General features: G+C 70.3%; 20 protein-coding genes and 1 riboswitch. Of the genes, 11 read left to right on the top strand and 9 right to left on the bottom strand.

What is annotated here, in order from left to right:
- Nucleotides 1-6: 6 nt before the first annotated feature.
- Together ACIPJY_RS17315 and clpS are read right to left on the bottom strand one after the other, a co-directional pair.
- Nucleotides 7-483 carry a DUF2017 family protein gene (locus tag ACIPJY_RS17315; RefSeq protein WP_400466623.1) on the bottom strand — a complete coding sequence of 159 codons (477 nt, stop codon included), beginning with the start codon at nt 481-483 and terminating at the stop codon, nt 7-9.
- Between the two features lie 28 nt (nt 484-511).
- The gene (clpS, locus tag ACIPJY_RS17310) at nt 512-799 is read right to left on the bottom strand and encodes an ATP-dependent Clp protease adapter ClpS (protein WP_123656338.1); all 288 of its coding nucleotides are present in this window, start codon (nt 797-799) and stop codon (nt 512-514) included.
- A gap of 39 nt (nt 800-838) precedes the next feature.
- A riboswitch (ZMP/ZTP riboswitch) is annotated at nt 839-922 on the top strand.
- A gap of 128 nt (nt 923-1,050) precedes the next feature.
- Between clpS and glyA the strand changes: the two genes are divergently transcribed.
- Together glyA and ACIPJY_RS17300 are read left to right on the top strand one after the other, a co-directional pair.
- Nucleotides 1,051-2,286: a serine hydroxymethyltransferase gene (gene glyA / locus ACIPJY_RS17305; protein WP_400467022.1), complete on the top strand. Its 1,236-nt coding sequence runs from the start codon at nt 1,051-1,053 to the stop codon at nt 2,284-2,286.
- Nucleotides 2,283-3,206: a bifunctional 5,10-methylenetetrahydrofolate dehydrogenase/5,10-methenyltetrahydrofolate cyclohydrolase gene (locus ACIPJY_RS17300; RefSeq protein ID WP_400466627.1), complete on the top strand. Its 924-nt coding sequence runs from the start codon at nt 2,283-2,285 to the stop codon at nt 3,204-3,206. Before glyA ends, ACIPJY_RS17300 begins: the two co-directional genes overlap by 4 nt.
- 427 nt (nt 3,207-3,633) lie before the next feature.
- On the opposite strand, the gene galK is transcribed toward ACIPJY_RS17300, so the two are convergent.
- Together galK and galT are read right to left on the bottom strand one after the other, a co-directional pair.
- A complete protein-coding gene (gene galK, locus ACIPJY_RS17295; protein WP_400466630.1) occupies nt 3,634-4,770 on the bottom strand; it encodes a galactokinase in 1,137 nt (378 codons plus the stop codon).
- Entirely contained in the window at nt 4,767-5,864 is a 1,098-nt protein-coding gene (gene galT, locus ACIPJY_RS17290; RefSeq protein ID WP_400466633.1) for a galactose-1-phosphate uridylyltransferase, read from the bottom strand. The genes galK and galT overlap by 4 nt, the downstream gene beginning before the upstream one ends.
- A 64-nt stretch (nt 5,865-5,928) precedes the next feature.
- Between galT and ACIPJY_RS17285 the strand changes: the two genes are divergently transcribed.
- Together ACIPJY_RS17285 and ACIPJY_RS17280 are read left to right on the top strand one after the other, a co-directional pair.
- Nucleotides 5,929-6,768: a DeoR/GlpR family DNA-binding transcription regulator gene (locus ACIPJY_RS17285; RefSeq protein WP_400466636.1), complete on the top strand. Its 840-nt coding sequence runs from the start codon at nt 5,929-5,931 to the stop codon at nt 6,766-6,768.
- Nucleotides 6,765-7,697 (top strand): aldose 1-epimerase family protein, encoded by a 933-nt coding sequence (locus tag ACIPJY_RS17280; RefSeq protein WP_400466639.1) that lies wholly within the window; start codon nt 6,765-6,767, stop codon nt 7,695-7,697. Before ACIPJY_RS17285 ends, ACIPJY_RS17280 begins: the two co-directional genes overlap by 4 nt.
- Nucleotides 7,698-7,710: 13 nt before the next feature.
- Here ACIPJY_RS17280 and ACIPJY_RS17275 read toward each other — a convergent pair whose 3' ends face one another.
- Nucleotides 7,711-8,031 (bottom strand): hypothetical protein, encoded by a 321-nt coding sequence (locus tag ACIPJY_RS17275; RefSeq protein ID WP_123656333.1) that lies wholly within the window; start codon nt 8,029-8,031, stop codon nt 7,711-7,713.
- Between the two features lie 674 nt (nt 8,032-8,705).
- Here ACIPJY_RS17275 and ACIPJY_RS17270 point away from each other — a divergent pair.
- Entirely contained in the window at nt 8,706-8,927 is a 222-nt protein-coding gene (locus ACIPJY_RS17270) for a hypothetical protein (RefSeq protein WP_400466642.1), read from the top strand.
- A gap of 176 nt (nt 8,928-9,103) precedes the next feature.
- Here the strand turns inward: ACIPJY_RS17270 and ACIPJY_RS17265 are convergent, their stop codons facing one another.
- Nucleotides 9,104-9,604 (bottom strand): hypothetical protein, encoded by a 501-nt coding sequence (locus tag ACIPJY_RS17265; protein WP_400466645.1) that lies wholly within the window; start codon nt 9,602-9,604, stop codon nt 9,104-9,106.
- Between the two features lie 48 nt (nt 9,605-9,652).
- On the opposite strand from ACIPJY_RS17265, the gene ACIPJY_RS17260 reads away from it, so the two are divergent.
- Complete coding sequence (locus ACIPJY_RS17260; RefSeq protein ID WP_400466648.1) at nt 9,653-9,808, top strand: hypothetical protein; 156 nt, start codon at nt 9,653-9,655, stop codon at nt 9,806-9,808.
- A 1-nt stretch (nt 9,809) separates the two neighbouring features.
- On the opposite strand, the gene ACIPJY_RS17255 is transcribed toward ACIPJY_RS17260, so the two are convergent.
- Nucleotides 9,810-10,508 (bottom strand): hypothetical protein, encoded by a 699-nt coding sequence (locus ACIPJY_RS17255; RefSeq protein WP_400466651.1) that lies wholly within the window; start codon nt 10,506-10,508, stop codon nt 9,810-9,812.
- Between the two features lie 672 nt (nt 10,509-11,180).
- Between ACIPJY_RS17255 and ACIPJY_RS17250 the strand changes: the two genes are divergently transcribed.
- The 3 genes from ACIPJY_RS17250 to ACIPJY_RS17240 are packed head-to-tail and all read left to right on the top strand — an operon-like array spanning nt 11,181 to nt 12,747.
- Nucleotides 11,181-11,864, top strand: coding sequence for a recombinase RecT (locus tag ACIPJY_RS17250; RefSeq protein ID WP_400466654.1), 684 nt, complete (start codon nt 11,181-11,183; stop codon nt 11,862-11,864).
- Nucleotides 11,861-12,373, top strand: a complete 513-nt coding sequence (locus ACIPJY_RS17245; RefSeq protein WP_400466657.1) for a hypothetical protein — start codon at nt 11,861-11,863, stop codon at nt 12,371-12,373. Before ACIPJY_RS17250 ends, ACIPJY_RS17245 begins: the two co-directional genes overlap by 4 nt.
- Entirely contained in the window at nt 12,373-12,747 is a 375-nt protein-coding gene (locus tag ACIPJY_RS17240; protein WP_400466660.1) for a hypothetical protein, read from the top strand. Before ACIPJY_RS17245 ends, ACIPJY_RS17240 begins: the two co-directional genes overlap by 1 nt.
- A gap of 5 nt (nt 12,748-12,752) precedes the next feature.
- On the opposite strand, the gene ACIPJY_RS17235 is transcribed toward ACIPJY_RS17240, so the two are convergent.
- A complete protein-coding gene (locus tag ACIPJY_RS17235; protein WP_400466662.1) occupies nt 12,753-13,055 on the bottom strand; it encodes a hypothetical protein in 303 nt (100 codons plus the stop codon).
- Nucleotides 13,056-13,469: 414 nt separating this feature from the next.
- Here ACIPJY_RS17235 and ACIPJY_RS17230 point away from each other — a divergent pair, with 414 nt between their 5' ends.
- Both ACIPJY_RS17230 and ACIPJY_RS17225 read left to right on the top strand, forming a co-directional pair.
- Nucleotides 13,470-13,796, top strand: coding sequence for a ParB/RepB/Spo0J family partition protein (locus tag ACIPJY_RS17230; RefSeq protein ID WP_400466665.1), 327 nt, complete (start codon nt 13,470-13,472; stop codon nt 13,794-13,796).
- Nucleotides 13,766-14,866 carry a hypothetical protein gene (locus ACIPJY_RS17225; protein ID WP_400466668.1) on the top strand — a complete coding sequence of 367 codons (1,101 nt, stop codon included), beginning with the start codon at nt 13,766-13,768 and terminating at the stop codon, nt 14,864-14,866. The genes ACIPJY_RS17230 and ACIPJY_RS17225 overlap by 31 nt, the downstream gene beginning before the upstream one ends.
- On the opposite strand, the gene ACIPJY_RS17220 is transcribed toward ACIPJY_RS17225, so the two are convergent.
- A complete protein-coding gene (locus ACIPJY_RS17220; protein WP_400466671.1) occupies nt 14,857-15,150 on the bottom strand; it encodes a hypothetical protein in 294 nt (97 codons plus the stop codon). The two genes, ACIPJY_RS17225 and ACIPJY_RS17220, sit on opposite strands and share 10 nt — an antisense overlap.
- Between the last annotated feature and the right edge of the window lie 7 nt (nt 15,151-15,157).

Raw genomic sequence — 15,157 nt, 5'->3', positions numbered from 1 at the left:
TGAGCGTCACGCCTGACCGGTCATCGTCGTGACCAGGTGCTCCTGCAGGTACCCGAGCCAGTCGTAGACGTCCCGCAGGCCGACGCCGTCGGCGGCGAGCCGGGTGGCCTCCTCGGTGTCCGCGTCGACGATGCCGAGGCGGTCCGCGATCGTCAGCCGGAGGTCGGTCAGGCACCGCAGCCAGGACTGTTCGTCCGCCGGGGTGAACGCGCCCTCGCGGTCGCCCGTCAGCCACGCGTGCACGGTGTCCGCGTTCGTCGACTTCGCCGTCCGGAGGTCGTCCCGGGTGTACCGCCGGAACTCGGAGCTGGCCTGCCGGTCACCCGGGTAGGCGTCCGGGAACATCCGGAGCGTCACCGGGTCCGAGTCGAGGTCCCCGTCCAGGATCTGCCGGAGCTGGTCGGTGAGGCTCGTGAGCATCGCGCGCTCGCCGGAGGCCAGGCCGAGGTGGATGCCGTCGGCACGACGGACGAAGGGGATCACGCTGCGGCCCCGGCCGCGACGACGGCGCTCACGCTTCGGTGGCCCGGTCGACGGTCGCCTGGAGCCCGTAGCCGTGCATCGCCTCGACGTGCCGCTCCATCTCCTCGCGGTAGCCGGTCGCCACGATCGCGCGTCCCTCGGAGTCGACCTGGTGCATCAGCCGCTCCGCCTTGTCCCGGGGGAACCCGAAGTAGCTCTGGAACACGTAGGTCACGTAGGACATCAGGTTCACCGGGTCGTCCCACACGACGGTGACCCACGGGACGTCCGCGCGCACGTCGGTGCGCTCGTCGAGCTCGGGGTGCAGCATCGTCATGCAACCAGGGTGACACAGGCACGGCTGCTCGGTACGATCATCAGGTCGCGACTGGCGTTGGATGGGTCACCATCGGGGAGCGACACCTGACACGGTGCGCGGCCGTACGCCTGGGCTGCGCCGACCGACCGTCCGAGCACCGTAGGAGTCCCGTGTCCATCACCGATCTGCCCCAGTTCGCCCCTGCCGCCGGTTCGTCCGAGGCCGAGTCGGCCGAGCGCGCCGCCGCCCGTGCCGCGTTCAACGCCCCCCTGAGCGAGGTCGACCCCGAGATCGCCGCCGTCCTCCAGCAGGAGCTCGGTCGTCAGCGCGACTACCTCGAGATGATCGCCTCCGAGAACTTCGTGCCGCGCGCCGTCCTCGAGTCGCAGGGCTCCGTCCTGACGAACAAGTACGCCGAGGGCTACCCGGGCAAGCGCTACTACGGCGGCTGCGAGTACGTCGACATCGCCGAGTCGCTGGCCATCGAGCGCGCCAAGAAGCTCTTCGGCGCCGAGTACGCGAACGTCCAGCCGCACTCCGGCGCCACCGCGAACGCCGCCGTCCTGCACGCCATCGCGTCCGCAGGGGACACCATCCTCGGCCTCGAGCTCGCCCACGGTGGTCACCTGACCCACGGCATGAAGCTCAACTTCTCGGGCCGGATCTACAACGCCGTGTCGTACGGCGTCGACCCCGAGACCTTCCAGGTCGACTACGACGACATCCGCGCGAAGGCCGTCGAGCACCAGCCGAAGGTCATCATCGCCGGCTGGTCCGCCTACCCCCGCCAGCTCGACTTCGCGAAGTTCCGGGAGATCGCCGACGAGGTCGGCGCCAAGCTCTGGGTCGACATGGCGCACTTCGCCGGCCTCGTCGCCGCGGGCCTCCACCCGTCGCCCGTCCCGCACGCGCACGTCGTGTCCTCGACCGTGCACAAGACCCTCGCCGGCCCCCGCTCCGGCCTGATCCTGTCGAACGACGAGTCGCTCTTCAAGAAGCTCAACTCCGCGGTGTTCCCGGGCCAGCAGGGCGGCCCGCTCATGCACGTGATCGCGGCGAAGGCCACGGCGTTCCTGCTCGCCGGCACGCCGGAGTTCAAGGACCGCCAGGAGCGCACGATCCGTGGTGCCCAGGCCCTCGCGGCCCGTCTCACCGCGTCCGACGCGACCGAGGCCGGCATCGACGTCCTCACCGGCGGCACCGACGTGCACCTGGTGCTCGTGGACCTGCGCACGTCCGAGGTCGACGGCAAGCAGGCGGAGGACCTCCTCCACCAGGTCGGCATCACCGTGAACCGCAACTCCGTGCCGTTCGACCCGCGCCCGCCGATGGTCACCTCGGGTGTCCGCATCGGCACCTCGGCGCTGGCGACGCGCGGCTTCGGCGACGCCGAGTTCACCGAGGTCGCGGACATCATCGCGCTGACCCTCATGCCGAACCCGGACATCGACGCGCTCTCGGCCCGGGTCAAGGCCCTGACCGACGCGTTCCCGCTGTACGCGTGAGCGACGTCCTCCCGCGTGCGCTCTGGGCCGGTGAGGGCTCTGCCGTCCGCATCGACGGCACCGCCCTCGCCGCCCGCACGCTCGACGAGCTCCGGGTCCGCATCGACCGCTTGCACGAGCACGGCATCCGCCCCGGCCTCGGCACGATCCTGGTCGGGGAGAACCCGGGGTCGCTGTCGTACGTCGCGGGCAAGCACCGCGACTCGGCATCGATCGGGCTCGACTCGCACCGCATCGACCTGCCTGCGACCGCCTCGGCTGCCGACATCCGCGCCGCGATCCTGCAGATGAACGACGACCCCCGGGTCACCGCGTTCATCGTGCAGCTGCCGCTGCCGGAGGGCATCGACCCGACGCCGATGCTCGAGCTCATGGACCCGTCGAAGGACGCCGACGGCCTGCACCCGACCAACCTCGGTGAGCTCGTGCTCGCCGTCCCCGGTGGTGCCGGCACGATCGACGCTCCGCTGCCGTGCACCCCGCGTGGCATCGTCGCGATGCTTGAGGCCTACGACATCCCGATCCGCGGCCGGCACGTGACGATCATCGGCCAGGGGCTGACGGTCGGGCGCCCGCTGGGCCTGCTGCTCACCCGGCTCGAGGCCACGGCCACCCTGACGCACTCGCTGACGGCGGACGTCGCGGCCGAGTGCCGTCGCGCGGACATCATCGTCGCGGCGTCCGGGGTCGCCGGGCTCGTCAAGCCGGACTGGGTCGCGCCCGGTGCTGCGGTGATCGACGTGGGCATCACGCGCGTGGTGTCGCCGGAGACGGGGAAGGCTCGTCTGCGGGGGGACGTCGACCCGGCGGTCGCATCCGTCGCGGGCTTCATGTCCCCGGTCCCGGGAGGCGTCGGCCCGATGACGCGGGCGATGCTCATGAAGAACGTGGTCGAGGCGGCGGAGCGCCGGCTGAAGTAGGGCGTGCTGGGCCCGGCCCGCGTCGCGTCGCGCTGGCGCCGGGCTGGGCCCGCGTCGCGCTGGGCTGGGCTTGCGCCGTGCTCGCTCGGCCCGCTCTGGGCCCGGCCCGCTCACGTGTCGCATCCGCCGCTGCGGTGTCGCATCCGTCGTGCGGCGGCGGATGCGCACGCATCGAGCGACGAGGTACCGCCGGAAGCGCCGCGCGATCCCTCGTACGGTGTCGCATCCGTCGTGCGGCGGCGGATGCGCACGCATCGAGCGACGAGACACCGCCGGAAGCGCCGCGCGATCTCGCGTACGGCGTCGCATCTGTCGCGGGGTCGCGGGGTCGCGCGGGTCGCGGGGTCGCGCCGGCCGCCCCCACCACCCGGCCTGGAGGCCCGCCCCACCCCCGCCACGCCGGCCCCGGCCCCGCGTGGCCGGCGCGTCAGCCGTCGCGCCGAGCGCCCTGCGCAGCGTGCACCGTGAACACGGCGGGCTCCCGGTAGCCGGCGTCCGCGAACGCCGCCGTGACGGCAGCGCCGATCGCCTCGCGCTGGGAAGCGTCGACGAGCGCAATCGCAGCCCCGCCGAACCCGCCACCGGTCATCCGCGCCCCCACGGCACCGCGCGCCATCGCCGTGTCCACCGCGAGGTCGAGCTCCGGCACCGAGATCTCGAAGTCGTCGCGCATCGACGCGTGCGAGGCCACGAGCAGGTCACCGATCGCCCGGGGGCCGTGCTCGCGGAGGGTCCGCACGGTGTCGAGGACGCGCTGGTCCTCGGTCACGATGTGACGCACGCGACGGAAGGTCTCGTCGTCCAGCAGCTCGGCGGCGCGGGGGAGGTCGTCCACCGACACGTCACGCAGCGCCTCGACGCCGAGCACCGCCGCACCCTTCTCGCAGGACTCCCGGCGTGCCTTGTACCCACCCGTGGCGTGGGCGTGCTCGACGCGCGTGTCCATCACCAGGACCTCGAGGCCGTTCGCTTCGAGTGCCATGTCCACCACGGCGGTGTCGAGCGTGCGGCAGTCCAGGAAGACGACGGCGTCCCGCTCCCCGAGCAGCGACGCGGACTGGTCCATGATCCCCGTGGGGGCACCGACGGCGTGGTTCTCGGAGTACTGCCCGACGCGGGCGAGCTGCTTGCGGTCGAGGCCGAGCTCCCACAGGTCGTTGAACGCCAGCGCGACGCCGCACTCGATGGCGGCGCTCGAGGACAGGCCCGCGCCGACCGGGACGTCGGACTCGATGAACACGTCGAAGCCGGTCTTGTCGGTCAGGTCGGCGCCCTGCTCACGGAGCGCCCACGCGATGCCGAGCACGTACGCGGACCAGCCGTCCATCGCGGCGGGGTCGAGGTCGTCCAGGGACAGCGAGACGACGGACTCCGGGTCGAACGCGGACGCGACACGCAGCACGCGGTCGTCCCGCTGGGCGATCGACGCGGCGGTGCGCCGGTCGATCGCGAAGGGCAGCACGTAGCCCTCGTTGTAGTCGGTGTGCTCACCGATCAGGTTCACCCGGCCGGGGGCGGAGTACCGCACCGTCGGCTCGTACCCGAACACCTGCTGGAACGTCATGCGCGTTCGATCCCTCCTCGGATGAACTCGGCCGCCTTCTCGGGCACGAGGTCCCCGATCCAGGCGCCCATGGCGGCTTCGCTGCCGGCCAGGAACTTCAGCTTGTCGGCCGCCCGTCGCGGCGAGGTGATCTGCAGCATCAGGCGGACCGTGTCGCGTGCGGTGTGCACGGGTGCCTGGTGCCACGCCGCGATGTACGGGGTCGGGTCGCCGTAGAGCTGGTCGATGCCCCGCGTGAGCCGCAGGTGCATGTGCGCGAGCTCGTCCTTCTCGGCGTCGGTCAGCCCCGCGAAGTCCGGCACGTGGCGGTGCGGCAGCATGTGGATCTCGATCGGCCAGCGCGCGGCGAACGGCACGAACGCGGTGAAGTGCTCACCGGCGAGGACGACCCGGTCCGAAGCGCGCTCGTTCGCCAGGTGCTGCTCGAACAGGTCCGGCCCGAAGCGCTCGATCGAGTCGAGGAGCCGCTGCGTGCGCGGCGTGACGTAGGGGTAGGCGTAGATCTGCCCGTGCGGGTGGTGCAGCGTGACGCCGATCGCCTCACCGCGGTTCTCGAACGGGAACACCTGCTGGATCCCGGGCATCGCCGAGAGCGCCGCCGTGCGGTCCGCCCAGGCCTCGACGACCGTGCGCGCCCGCGACTCGGAGATCGACGCGAACGAGCCGGAGGTCTCCGGCGAGAAGCACACGACCTCGCACCGGCCGACGGAGCGGAACGTCCGGTTGAGCCCGACGTCCGTCAGCGCACCGAGCGACTCGGGGGCATCGTCGGCCTGCAGCGCCGGGCCGAAGGACGGCGACCGGTTCTCGAAGACCGCGACGTCGTACCGGCTCGGGATCTCCGACGGGTTCGCGTCGGACTGCGGAGCCAGCGGGTCCTGGTCGGCCGGGGGCAGGAAGACACGGTTCTGACGGCTGCTCGCGATCGACACCCACTCGCCGGTGAGGACGTCCTGTCGCATCCGTGCCGTCTCTGGACGCGGGTCGAGCGTGCGCTCGTCGATGCGACGCTCGGCGGGCAGCTGCGTGTCCGCATCGTCGAAGTAGATGAGGTCGCGGCCGTCCGCGAGCTTCGTCGCGCGCTTGGTGATCACCGATCCATCGTAGCGGGGGAACGAAGGATTGCGAAAGTGATCGGAAGCAGACGAAACTACTCGGGTGAGCGACGACGACCTCTTCCTGGCCGGCACGATGCCGGCGCCGCTGCGCCAGGACCGCATCGTCACGATCGTCGACGGCGCGCCCGGCATGGTGCGCACCGCCGCGTTGGCAGCGGCGCTCGGCACGAGCGAGGTGACGGTCCGGCAGGACCTCGCGGTGCTCGACCGGGAGGCCCGGCTCAGGCGGGTGCACGGCGGTGCGGTCCGCCTCGGTGCCGGTTCGCCGGAGCGGCCGTTCGAGGAGACCGCCGTCGAGCAGCAGGTGGCCAAGGCCGCCATCGGCCGCGCCGCGGCGGCGCTCGTCCGCTCCGGACAGTGCGTGGTGCTCGACGTCGGCACGACGCCCGCCGCCGTCGCAGCGGCGCTCGTCGCCCGCGACGACCTGGTCGACGTCACGGTGGTCACGAACTCCCTCACCACCGCACTCGCGCTCGAACGCGCCGTGCCCCGCTTCACGGTGATCGTCACCGGCGGCACGCTCCGTCCGCTGCAGCACTCGCTCGTCGCGCCCTTCAACGGTGCCGTGCTGCCGATGATCGCCGCGGACGTGGTGTTCCTCGGTGGCACCGGCGTCGACGTGGAGCACGGCCTGACGAACGTGAACCTGCCCGAGACCGAGGCCAAGCGGATGCTCCGCGCCGTCGCCGGGCGTACCGTCGTGGTGGCGGACGGCTCGAAGTTCGGGCGCGCCCACATCGGGGTCGTCAGTGGCCTCGAGGACATCGACGTCATCGTGACCGCGGAAGCGCCACCCGAGCTCGTCGAGCAGGTGCGCGCCGCCGGGGTCCAGGTCGTCGTGGCCGACAGCACCGCATCGGGAAGGAACCACAGCGCATGACCGCAGCACCCACCGGGGGCCAGTACCACCTCCGTCACGCCGGCCCGGACGGCGTCGTCGAGGCGATCGTGACCGAGGTCGCGGCCGGCATCCGCGAACTCCGCGTCGCCGGCTTCGACCTGACCGAGCCCTTCCCCGCGTCAGAGGCGCCGGCGGGCGCGAACGGCATCGTGCTCGTCCCGTGGCCGAACCGCGTCGCCGGGGGAGCGTGGGAGCACGAGGGCAAGCGGCAGCAGCTCGACGTCTCGGAGCCGAAGTACGGCAACGCCTCGCACGGGCTGCTCCGGTTCTCGCCGTACCGCGTCGTGTCCCAGACCGAGACGAGCGTGCTGCAAGAGGCCACGATCCACCCGCAGCACGGCTGGCCGTTCACCCTCGAGACCCGGGTGCACCACGAACTGGTGGACGACGGGATCCGCGTCACGCACGAGATCACGAACCGCTCCGGTGTCCGGGCTCCCTTCGCCGTGGGCGCCCACCCGTACCTGCGCGCCGGCGACACCCCGGCCGAGGACCTCGTCGTCACGCTCGACGCCGCCACCGCCTTCACCGTCGACGACAAGAAGATCCCGAACGGCACCGAGCCCGTCGACGGCACCGACCTCGACCTGCGTGCGGGCCGACGCGCCGGCGACTCGGACCTCGACACCGCGTACACCGACGTCGCTCCCGACGCCGACGGCGTCCGCCGCACGACGATGCACGGACCGGAGGGCGACGGCGTCCAGCTCTGGCAGGACGCGTCGTTCCCCTACGTGCAGGTGTTCACGTCCCGCGAGTTCCCCCGCGGTGACGGCAAGGGCCTGGCGGTCGCCGTCGAACCGATGACCGCACCCGCCGACGCGCTCAACTCGGGCGAAGGACTCCGCTGGCTCGAGCCCGACGAGTCCTGGACGGGCTCGTGGGGCATCCGCCGCGTGTGGTCCTGAGTCGGATCGGCGCTCAGCCGCGGCGCATGCGCAGGGCCTCGACCGCGAGCGACTCCGAGTCGTAGCGGCCGATCTCCTGCGCCCACGCGGGGTCGTCGCCGCGGAGCGCGATGAACTGCTTGCGCTGCCGGCACACGTACCCGAGCACGCTCGACCCGGTGGCGACCTCGGCGAAGTCCTTGCGGATGTGGCGGGTCGTGACCTGCGCGTTGCGGCGGAGCGTGTCCAGCAGGAGCTGGTCGCTCATGGTCGTGCCGGTCGCTGCGGCGAGCTCGACGATGCGGCGCGCGTCACCGGTGGTGCTGGTCTGCGTGGCGTCGATGTGCTCGATCACGGTGTACCCCGTTCGTTCTGCTGCTGATGGTGCTGACCGACCCACGAGGAGTGGATCCGGGAACGAGACTATCGGCGGTAGCCCAACAGTCCGCTGAACGGGGCCTGAACTGTGCAGTGCGCTTGCCATGAGAGGCCTGGGGACGGTGTGTACCCCACGGAACGAAACGGGTGGGCCCCGTGGGGCTCGAACCCACGACCCTCGGATTAAAAGTGCGTCGAGGGCAATCGGGGCCGGAAGGCGTCGCTCGACGAGGTGATGATGCCGTACCTGATCACCGACACCGGTCGCGCGATGTACGTCGAGACGCGGCAGCGCCTCCTCGCGATCGAGAGCGGGGCGGTCGGCTGAGAAGTGGTGGACGAAGAAGCAGGCGTGCCAGCACCTCGACATCGACCCGAAGACGTTCGAGCGGTACACGGCCGACGGCATGAAGGTCACGAAGATCCGCGGCCGCGTCTACGTCCGCCGAGAGATCGTCCAAGCCGAATACCGACGCCGGAAGCTCGGCCAGAAGGCGACACGCGCCAATGCCGGAACCGCGCTAGTTCCCGTGTGTCGGATCCGGCGTGTATGCGTCCGCCAGCGAACCCGTCCGCATGGACGTAACCGAAGGCCCTCGACTCTCAGTCGGGGGCCTTCGGTATGTCGGTGGACGCCCGTAGATTCCGGGCATGGCCGCCGAGGAGCTCACCTACCCCGCCCGCATCGAAACGCCGGGCAGGACCTACGAGACGACGTTCGCGACGATCACCGGGAGGCGCACCGCGCAGACCCACTGGACGCCGGACGGCGAGCTGACGCTGTTCGATATCGAATTGGTCAGCGACCTGGAAGCTGACGTCGTCGTGTACCGCGCGACCGCGGTCTTCGACCTGCGGCCGGAGAGCCGCTGAGCACAACCCCGGTGAGGCGTCGTTGCCCCGGGGGTACGGGATGATCCGCCCGGCCGTCGGGGGCGAAGGATCCGGGGCCGACGCAGCAGGGACTGGCCGCGTCGGCCCACCGACTTCCCGGCGACCACCCGCGCGCACCCACCTCAGTGGCCGGGGCGCGATCGCCGTGCAGCTCCCTAGACGGAGGTTCGATGAGTGGCGTTGGCGTGGTGCTCATCCAGCCACTTCCGACGGTTGCGGTTCCGGATGTGGAATAACTGGGTAGCCAGGAGGCCCGCGACCGCTGCGAAGATCCCAAAGAACGCCGCGAGTTCGAGCCAATCCGCCGCCCCGTAGTCCCTCGGATCGCGAGTCGGTGGGAGCAGCGCCTCGAGCCCGAGGAACGCGTACCCGTACGCGACGACGAACACCAGCCAGCCGCCTATTCGGAACGCCCACGCCGCGATCCCGAAGAACCACTCACGGGGTGCTCGGTATGCGCTGTTGATGCGCTTCGCCAGGTCTCGACGAACGACCTCGAGGGACTCACACGCTGAGTCACCCTCGGGCATGTCCTTGAGAACCGCGCTCACGCGTTCGAGCTGCCGCATGGGCGACTGCTCCCGCACGATCGCCCAAGCGGCGCCAAACGCTGCGACCAGCACGCCGGCGAACGTAGCGAGGACAGACCACTCCATGCCGCCCCCTGTCGGCCGAGCCGCATCTTTCGTTACCGAGGAGGCCCGATGAACCTCTCCGAGCTCCGCGCGCTCTTGAAGGCGCACGGCTACAAGACCACCGCGGCGATCGACCGGATCGACGTCAAGCGCAGCAGCGGCGCCGTCGTCGGCGTCGACGTGATGCTCACCGACGGTCAGGTCGTGTACCTCGCGGTGAGCTGAGTCAGTTGTGGCCTGTGGCGGTGAGGACGCCCGCGATGATGGACGGCGACGATGCGAGCACCCCCGCCGTGGCGGGCCACCACAGCTTGTTGGCGAGGTCGGTCCACGCCGACCGCTTCCCGTCGTCGGTCGTCTGAGCGGATGCAGCGAAGAGCGCGGTCCAGAGTCGCTTCCCCGCTTCCTCGAAGTCGAAGCGCTTGAGGACTTCCTCGTCCTCGAGTGCGTTCTGCATCTCACGGACAAGACGTCCGAGGTACACCTTCAACTGTGCGGTGATCGTGTCGTCGGACTCGAGTAGTGACTGCACGTCCTGGAGGAACATGCGCAGCTCCGACTGGCTCTGTTCGCTCGGCAGTGGACGCGTCGTCGCGAACCAGCCGGCCAAGGTGTGCAGGTGATCGAGTGTCGACGATGGGTAGACGTTGGCCACTGACACGTTGTTCGACCAGCCGGTCGGGTACGACAGCACCATCGAAGCCCAATCGTTCACGTACTTCCGGTACGTGGACACCGGGAGGCCCGCAGTCTCCAGATCGTCAATCCCGTTGCGTATCGCAAGCAAGTCAGTCACGGCCTGGAGCTGCTTGTCCATCCCGCCCGCAGTACCAAGGCCGCGTGCGTCTCCGACGGTGACGTTGCCCGGCGACAACCGCTGCTTCATTTCCAAGAGGTAGTCGTACAGAGACTGAGCGGGATTCACGTGCTGAGCGTATCCGACAGGAGGGACAACGTGCCCGTCTGCTCGGAGTCCGGCTGCCCCACCATCACCTACCGATGCCCCACCCACCAGCGTACTGCTGACCAGGCACGCGGATCCCGGCAGGCCCGAGGCTATGGGGCAGGGCACGACAGGGAGCGGGCCAGGTGGGCACCGAAGGTAGCTCGCGGCACAGTGAAGTGCTGGCGCTGCGGCGACCCGATCAGCCCCACCGAACCGTGGGACCTCGGCCACGACGACCACGACCGCACGAAGTACCGAGGACCCGAGCACGCGGGCAGGTGCAACCGGGCAGCAGGCGGAAGGGCAGCACACCGAGGAGCACAGCACACAGCACCCGCATCGCCCTGCTCGCCCACATCCCCATGCACCACGGCACAGTGCCAGGCCCCTTCTGCCACTGCGGCCACCAGTACCGACCCGGCACTTCATCCCCGAGCACCGAGCACGCGTCCTCGATGCAGCACTGACACTCCACGACACAGGAGTCACAGACCTCGACGACCTCGACCGCCTCGCCACACAGACCGTCCAACTCGCGTCAACACCCTGAGCAGCAGACGAACCCCCTACCCCACCCCCATCCGAAATACCACCCCGCCCAAGGGGTGGGGGCGACCCCCTCCGACGACGGCGAACCGGACCAACGACGGCGTGACGTGGTCGATCGCGTGGACGGCGACGGACGAGCACCCGCACCCGCAGTTCGCCCGGGTTGGTGTGTACCGCCGCGGCCACCGCGACGCGATGCGCGTCGTCGCGCGGTGGGACTCGTACGCGGTCTACGATGACGTGTGGAAGCGCGGGCAGAAGACGGGCGAGAAGCGCGTCTCGTCCATGTGGGGCAAGATGCCCGACCTCATGCTCGCGAAGGTCGCCGAGATGCTGGCGCTCCGCAAGGCGTTCCCGCAGGACCTGTCGGGCCTGTACTCGTCGGAGGAGATGCAGCAGGCGGACCGCCCGCAGAAGGCTCCGGAGCAGGCGCAGGGTGCTCAGCCGGCGCTCGTGCAGGAGCAGGCGGCGCCGTCGACGGACTGGTGCGCGGAGGCGGCCAAGGTCACGTCAAAGGACGAGGCGAACGCGCTGTGGCGGCGAATCTCGAAGCCGGAGCGGTCGGACGAGCTGGGCGCGGCGATCGCGGCGCGGCTGGCGGCGCTGGCTGAGGCGGAGAAGCCGCAGGAGTCGGAGGCGGATCCGCAGTGGGCGGAGCAGGCGGAGCCGGTCACGGACTGGGCGACGGCTGAGGTGCCGCAGGGCGACGACGTCGAGACGGTCGACGGGGTGCTCGAGGGCGCCGAGGCCGAACAGGCGGCGCCGAGCAGCGGGTACGACCGGTGAGCGCGGTGGATGCCGGCACCGGCGAGGTCATCGACGAGCCGGGCCTCGATTCGCGGATCCTCCACGTGCTCGCCTCGGTCGGCATCCACCGGCCGGACCGCACGGACCACCTGCACGTCGCCCTCGTGAACGCGATCGGGCGGACGCTCGGCGGGCAGTACGGCGACCAGCTCGCCGCGATGCGGTTCGAGGTCGTGGCGGCGTTGCAGGCCGCGGGTGAGGCGTACGCGATGGCACGGACGGACTACGAGGCGTTCATCGATCGGGAGTCGGTGCGTCTCGTGATGGGGCCCGACAAGGTCTCACGGACGTTGGCCGAGCAGGTCGCTCGTGCGTCGGATAAGGGGTTCGAGCTGAAGCTCGCGTTCCTCCTCGCTGAGAAGCGGGACCAGTTCCTTCGGAAGCTGCTCGATGCGTTCGCGGCGGCGGGGGAGAACCACACGACATCGCGTGCGGATCAGCGGGCTGCTGACCGGATGCACGCGCAGGGCTACACGGGAGCGAGCTGATGGAGAAGAACACGATGCTGGTGCGTCGCGGCGATGTCGTGCACACGCGGGAGTGCTCGCGAGCGCAGGGCGTGAAGGTGACGCCCGTCGAGGGGCCGGCGATCGCGGGCATGAACTTCTGCTCGTTGTGCGGTCCGGTCCCGGAGCCGGGAACGCCCGCGGGGCGACCCGGAGCGCAGACGATCGGCCGCCGGGTGTCGGTGCCGGCGTCAGGGCTGGACGAGGCGTTCACGGGTCGGCTGGTGTCGATCGGGCACGACGGGTCGGTCACGGGGCGCACGGTGACGACGCTGACGTTCGAGCCGACGGCGAAGCTCGGCCGGTGCCGGGTGCTGTCGGTGGACTCGTCAGTGCGGGTGGAGGTTCGGGGATGAGCCAGTCAGCTTGCAGTGTGCTTGTTGTCCGCCTCGGCAACGATCTCCACGGCGTTCGGCGCCAACTGCTCGAAGATCGGAATGACCACGGGGTTGCCCGGCTCTTCTTCGACGGTGAGCGAGACCTGCGAGGTCGGGGTCACGAGTACGGCCGAGCGGACTCGGGCTCCGGTGCTGGTGCGGAGCTCGACAGTAATTGGGCGAGTGTCCCCTGCCCGAACGATGCTCGTTGCGGCGGCGAAGACGCTCATCGCGTCGAGTGCATCGGTCTTGTAGCTGAGGCCGTCGATCGTGACGTGGCTGGCCATGGTTCCCCCTCGGGTGTCGTGACGTGGCTCAACGTACACACGCCGGCACCCGCCGCCAACCCCCTCGTGTGGGGCGGTGAGGCGGCATGAGCGGCGCCGACCTTCTCGTCGACGGGTTCCCGCACGGGACGACGGCCGGGTTCCGAGCCGGGTGCCGCGGGAACGGTGCGTGCCCGGGCGGGTACGGGCAGACCTGCCAGCGGACGAGTGTCCGGGCGGCGGCCGAGTACCAGTACGGGCGAGCGGTGGCGAAGGACCGTGAGGTCGAGTTCCTGCAGCGTGAAAGGTCGAGGCCAGCACGGAGCCGGTGAAGCCGTCGTCGGCCATCGGGGAGCGGGCGGTTCGCACGATCCGCATCGAGATTAACCACCTGCGTCGCGAACTCGCGGCGCACGAGAGCAACGAGGAGAGGTCATGAGCAACGAGGGAACGGTCGTCCGGGTGGATCCGGCGACGCTGATCGTGGCGGCGAACGTCCGGTCGAACACGAAGGTGACGAAGGAGTTCATCGCGTCGGTGAAGCTGCACGGCGTGCTGGTGCCGATCACCGCACAGGAGGCCGAGGACGGGCTCCGGGTGGTGGACGGGCAGCGGCGAACGCTCGCCGCCGTGGAGGCGGGGCTGGCTGAGGTGCCGGTGTTCGTCGTGGCGCCGCTCGAAGACGCTGCTCGCATCGTCGACCAGGTCGTCGTGAACAGCACCGTGCAGAGTTGGACGACGTCGAGCAGGTGCTCGCGATGAAGGAGCTCGAGCAGCTCGGTGTAAGCGCGGTGGCGATCGCCCGGCGCACCGGTGCGAAGCGGAAGATCGTCGATGCTGCACTGACGGTCGCCGGCAGCGAGGCGACCACCGCCAGGATGCGGGACCAGCAGCTGACGCTCGACGACGCGCCGCTGCTGGCCGAGTTCGCCGACGACGAGCGCGCGACAGACCTCCTCCTCGCCCGGATGCAGGACGGTCGCGGCGTCGAGCACCTGGCGCAGCAGATCCGCAACGAGCGCGCGACGGAGGCCGGGCACGCAGCGGTCCGAACGGAGATCTCGGAGCGGGGCCTGCAGCTCATCGAGAAGGCGCCGTCGTACGACGACAAGCAGCTCGTCGCGCTGAGTCAAGTGCAGGTCGGCATGGACGGCTCCTACCTGACGGCGGAGGAGGCGCTCGAGCAGGCTCCCGCAAGCGTGTTCGCCCACCCGACCACACGGCGGGGGGGGGGGGGCAGGTGGGAGGACGGTCAGCGGATCGCCGAGCCGGACACGTTCGAGATCGGGTACGCCCTCGAGTGGTCCTCGCTGCGCCCGAACGGGTGGTGGCACTACTCGATGCGGAACGGCGGCAACGTCGCTGCGCAGACGCCGGAGGAGCAGGCCGCGGTCAAGGAGGAGCGTAGGAGCTCACGTGAGTCGATGAAGGCATGGACGGCGGCGACCACGGTGCGTGTCCTCTGGCTGCAGGAGCTGCTGCAGCGACGAGCGATGCCGAAGGTCTGGGAGCTGCTGGCGGCCCGTCAGGCGCTCGAGGAGACCTACGGGTATCCGTGGTCGACCGTGCTCGGCCTGCTCGGCAAGGAGCGCTCGGAGAACGGGCTCGGGAAGTACGACGTGGTGAAGTACCTGGACGAGCACCCGGCGAAGGCAGCGCAGGTCGCGCTCGCGTTGGCACTCGGTTCGATCGAGGGCGCCCGTGACTTTAACCGGAAGGGCTGGCAGTCGTTGAGCGCGAAGCCGTACCTCGAGCTGCTGGCGTCGTGGGGCTACGACCTCTCCGACGTTGAGCGCGAGACGGCCACCACCACGGCTGCAGGTCAGTCGTGAACGGAGATCACGCCGGAGCGAGCGCCACGCGCGAGCTGGCTCACCTCGCCGGTCAGGCTCGTGACCGCGTCGGCAAGCTGCTTGACGGCCGCCTGAAGAAGGCGGACGCGCTCGTCGTCGGTGACTTCGCCGAAGGAGTCCGCGAACATGTAAGCGTTGTTCGCCAGTTCGTGTGCGTGCCGAATGACGGTCGTGTCCACGCTCCCGTAGCGGTACTCACCGTTCCCACCCGCGATCTGGACTGCGGGCGGTGCGTCGTCGTGGACGATCGGCTTCGTGGTCATGGCGCCA

The sequence above is a fragment of the Curtobacterium sp. NPDC090223 genome, assembly GCF_044746585.1.
GTDB lineage: Bacteria > Actinomycetota > Actinomycetes > Actinomycetales > Microbacteriaceae > Curtobacterium.
This window is presented reverse-complemented; position numbering and strand designations above follow the sequence as displayed.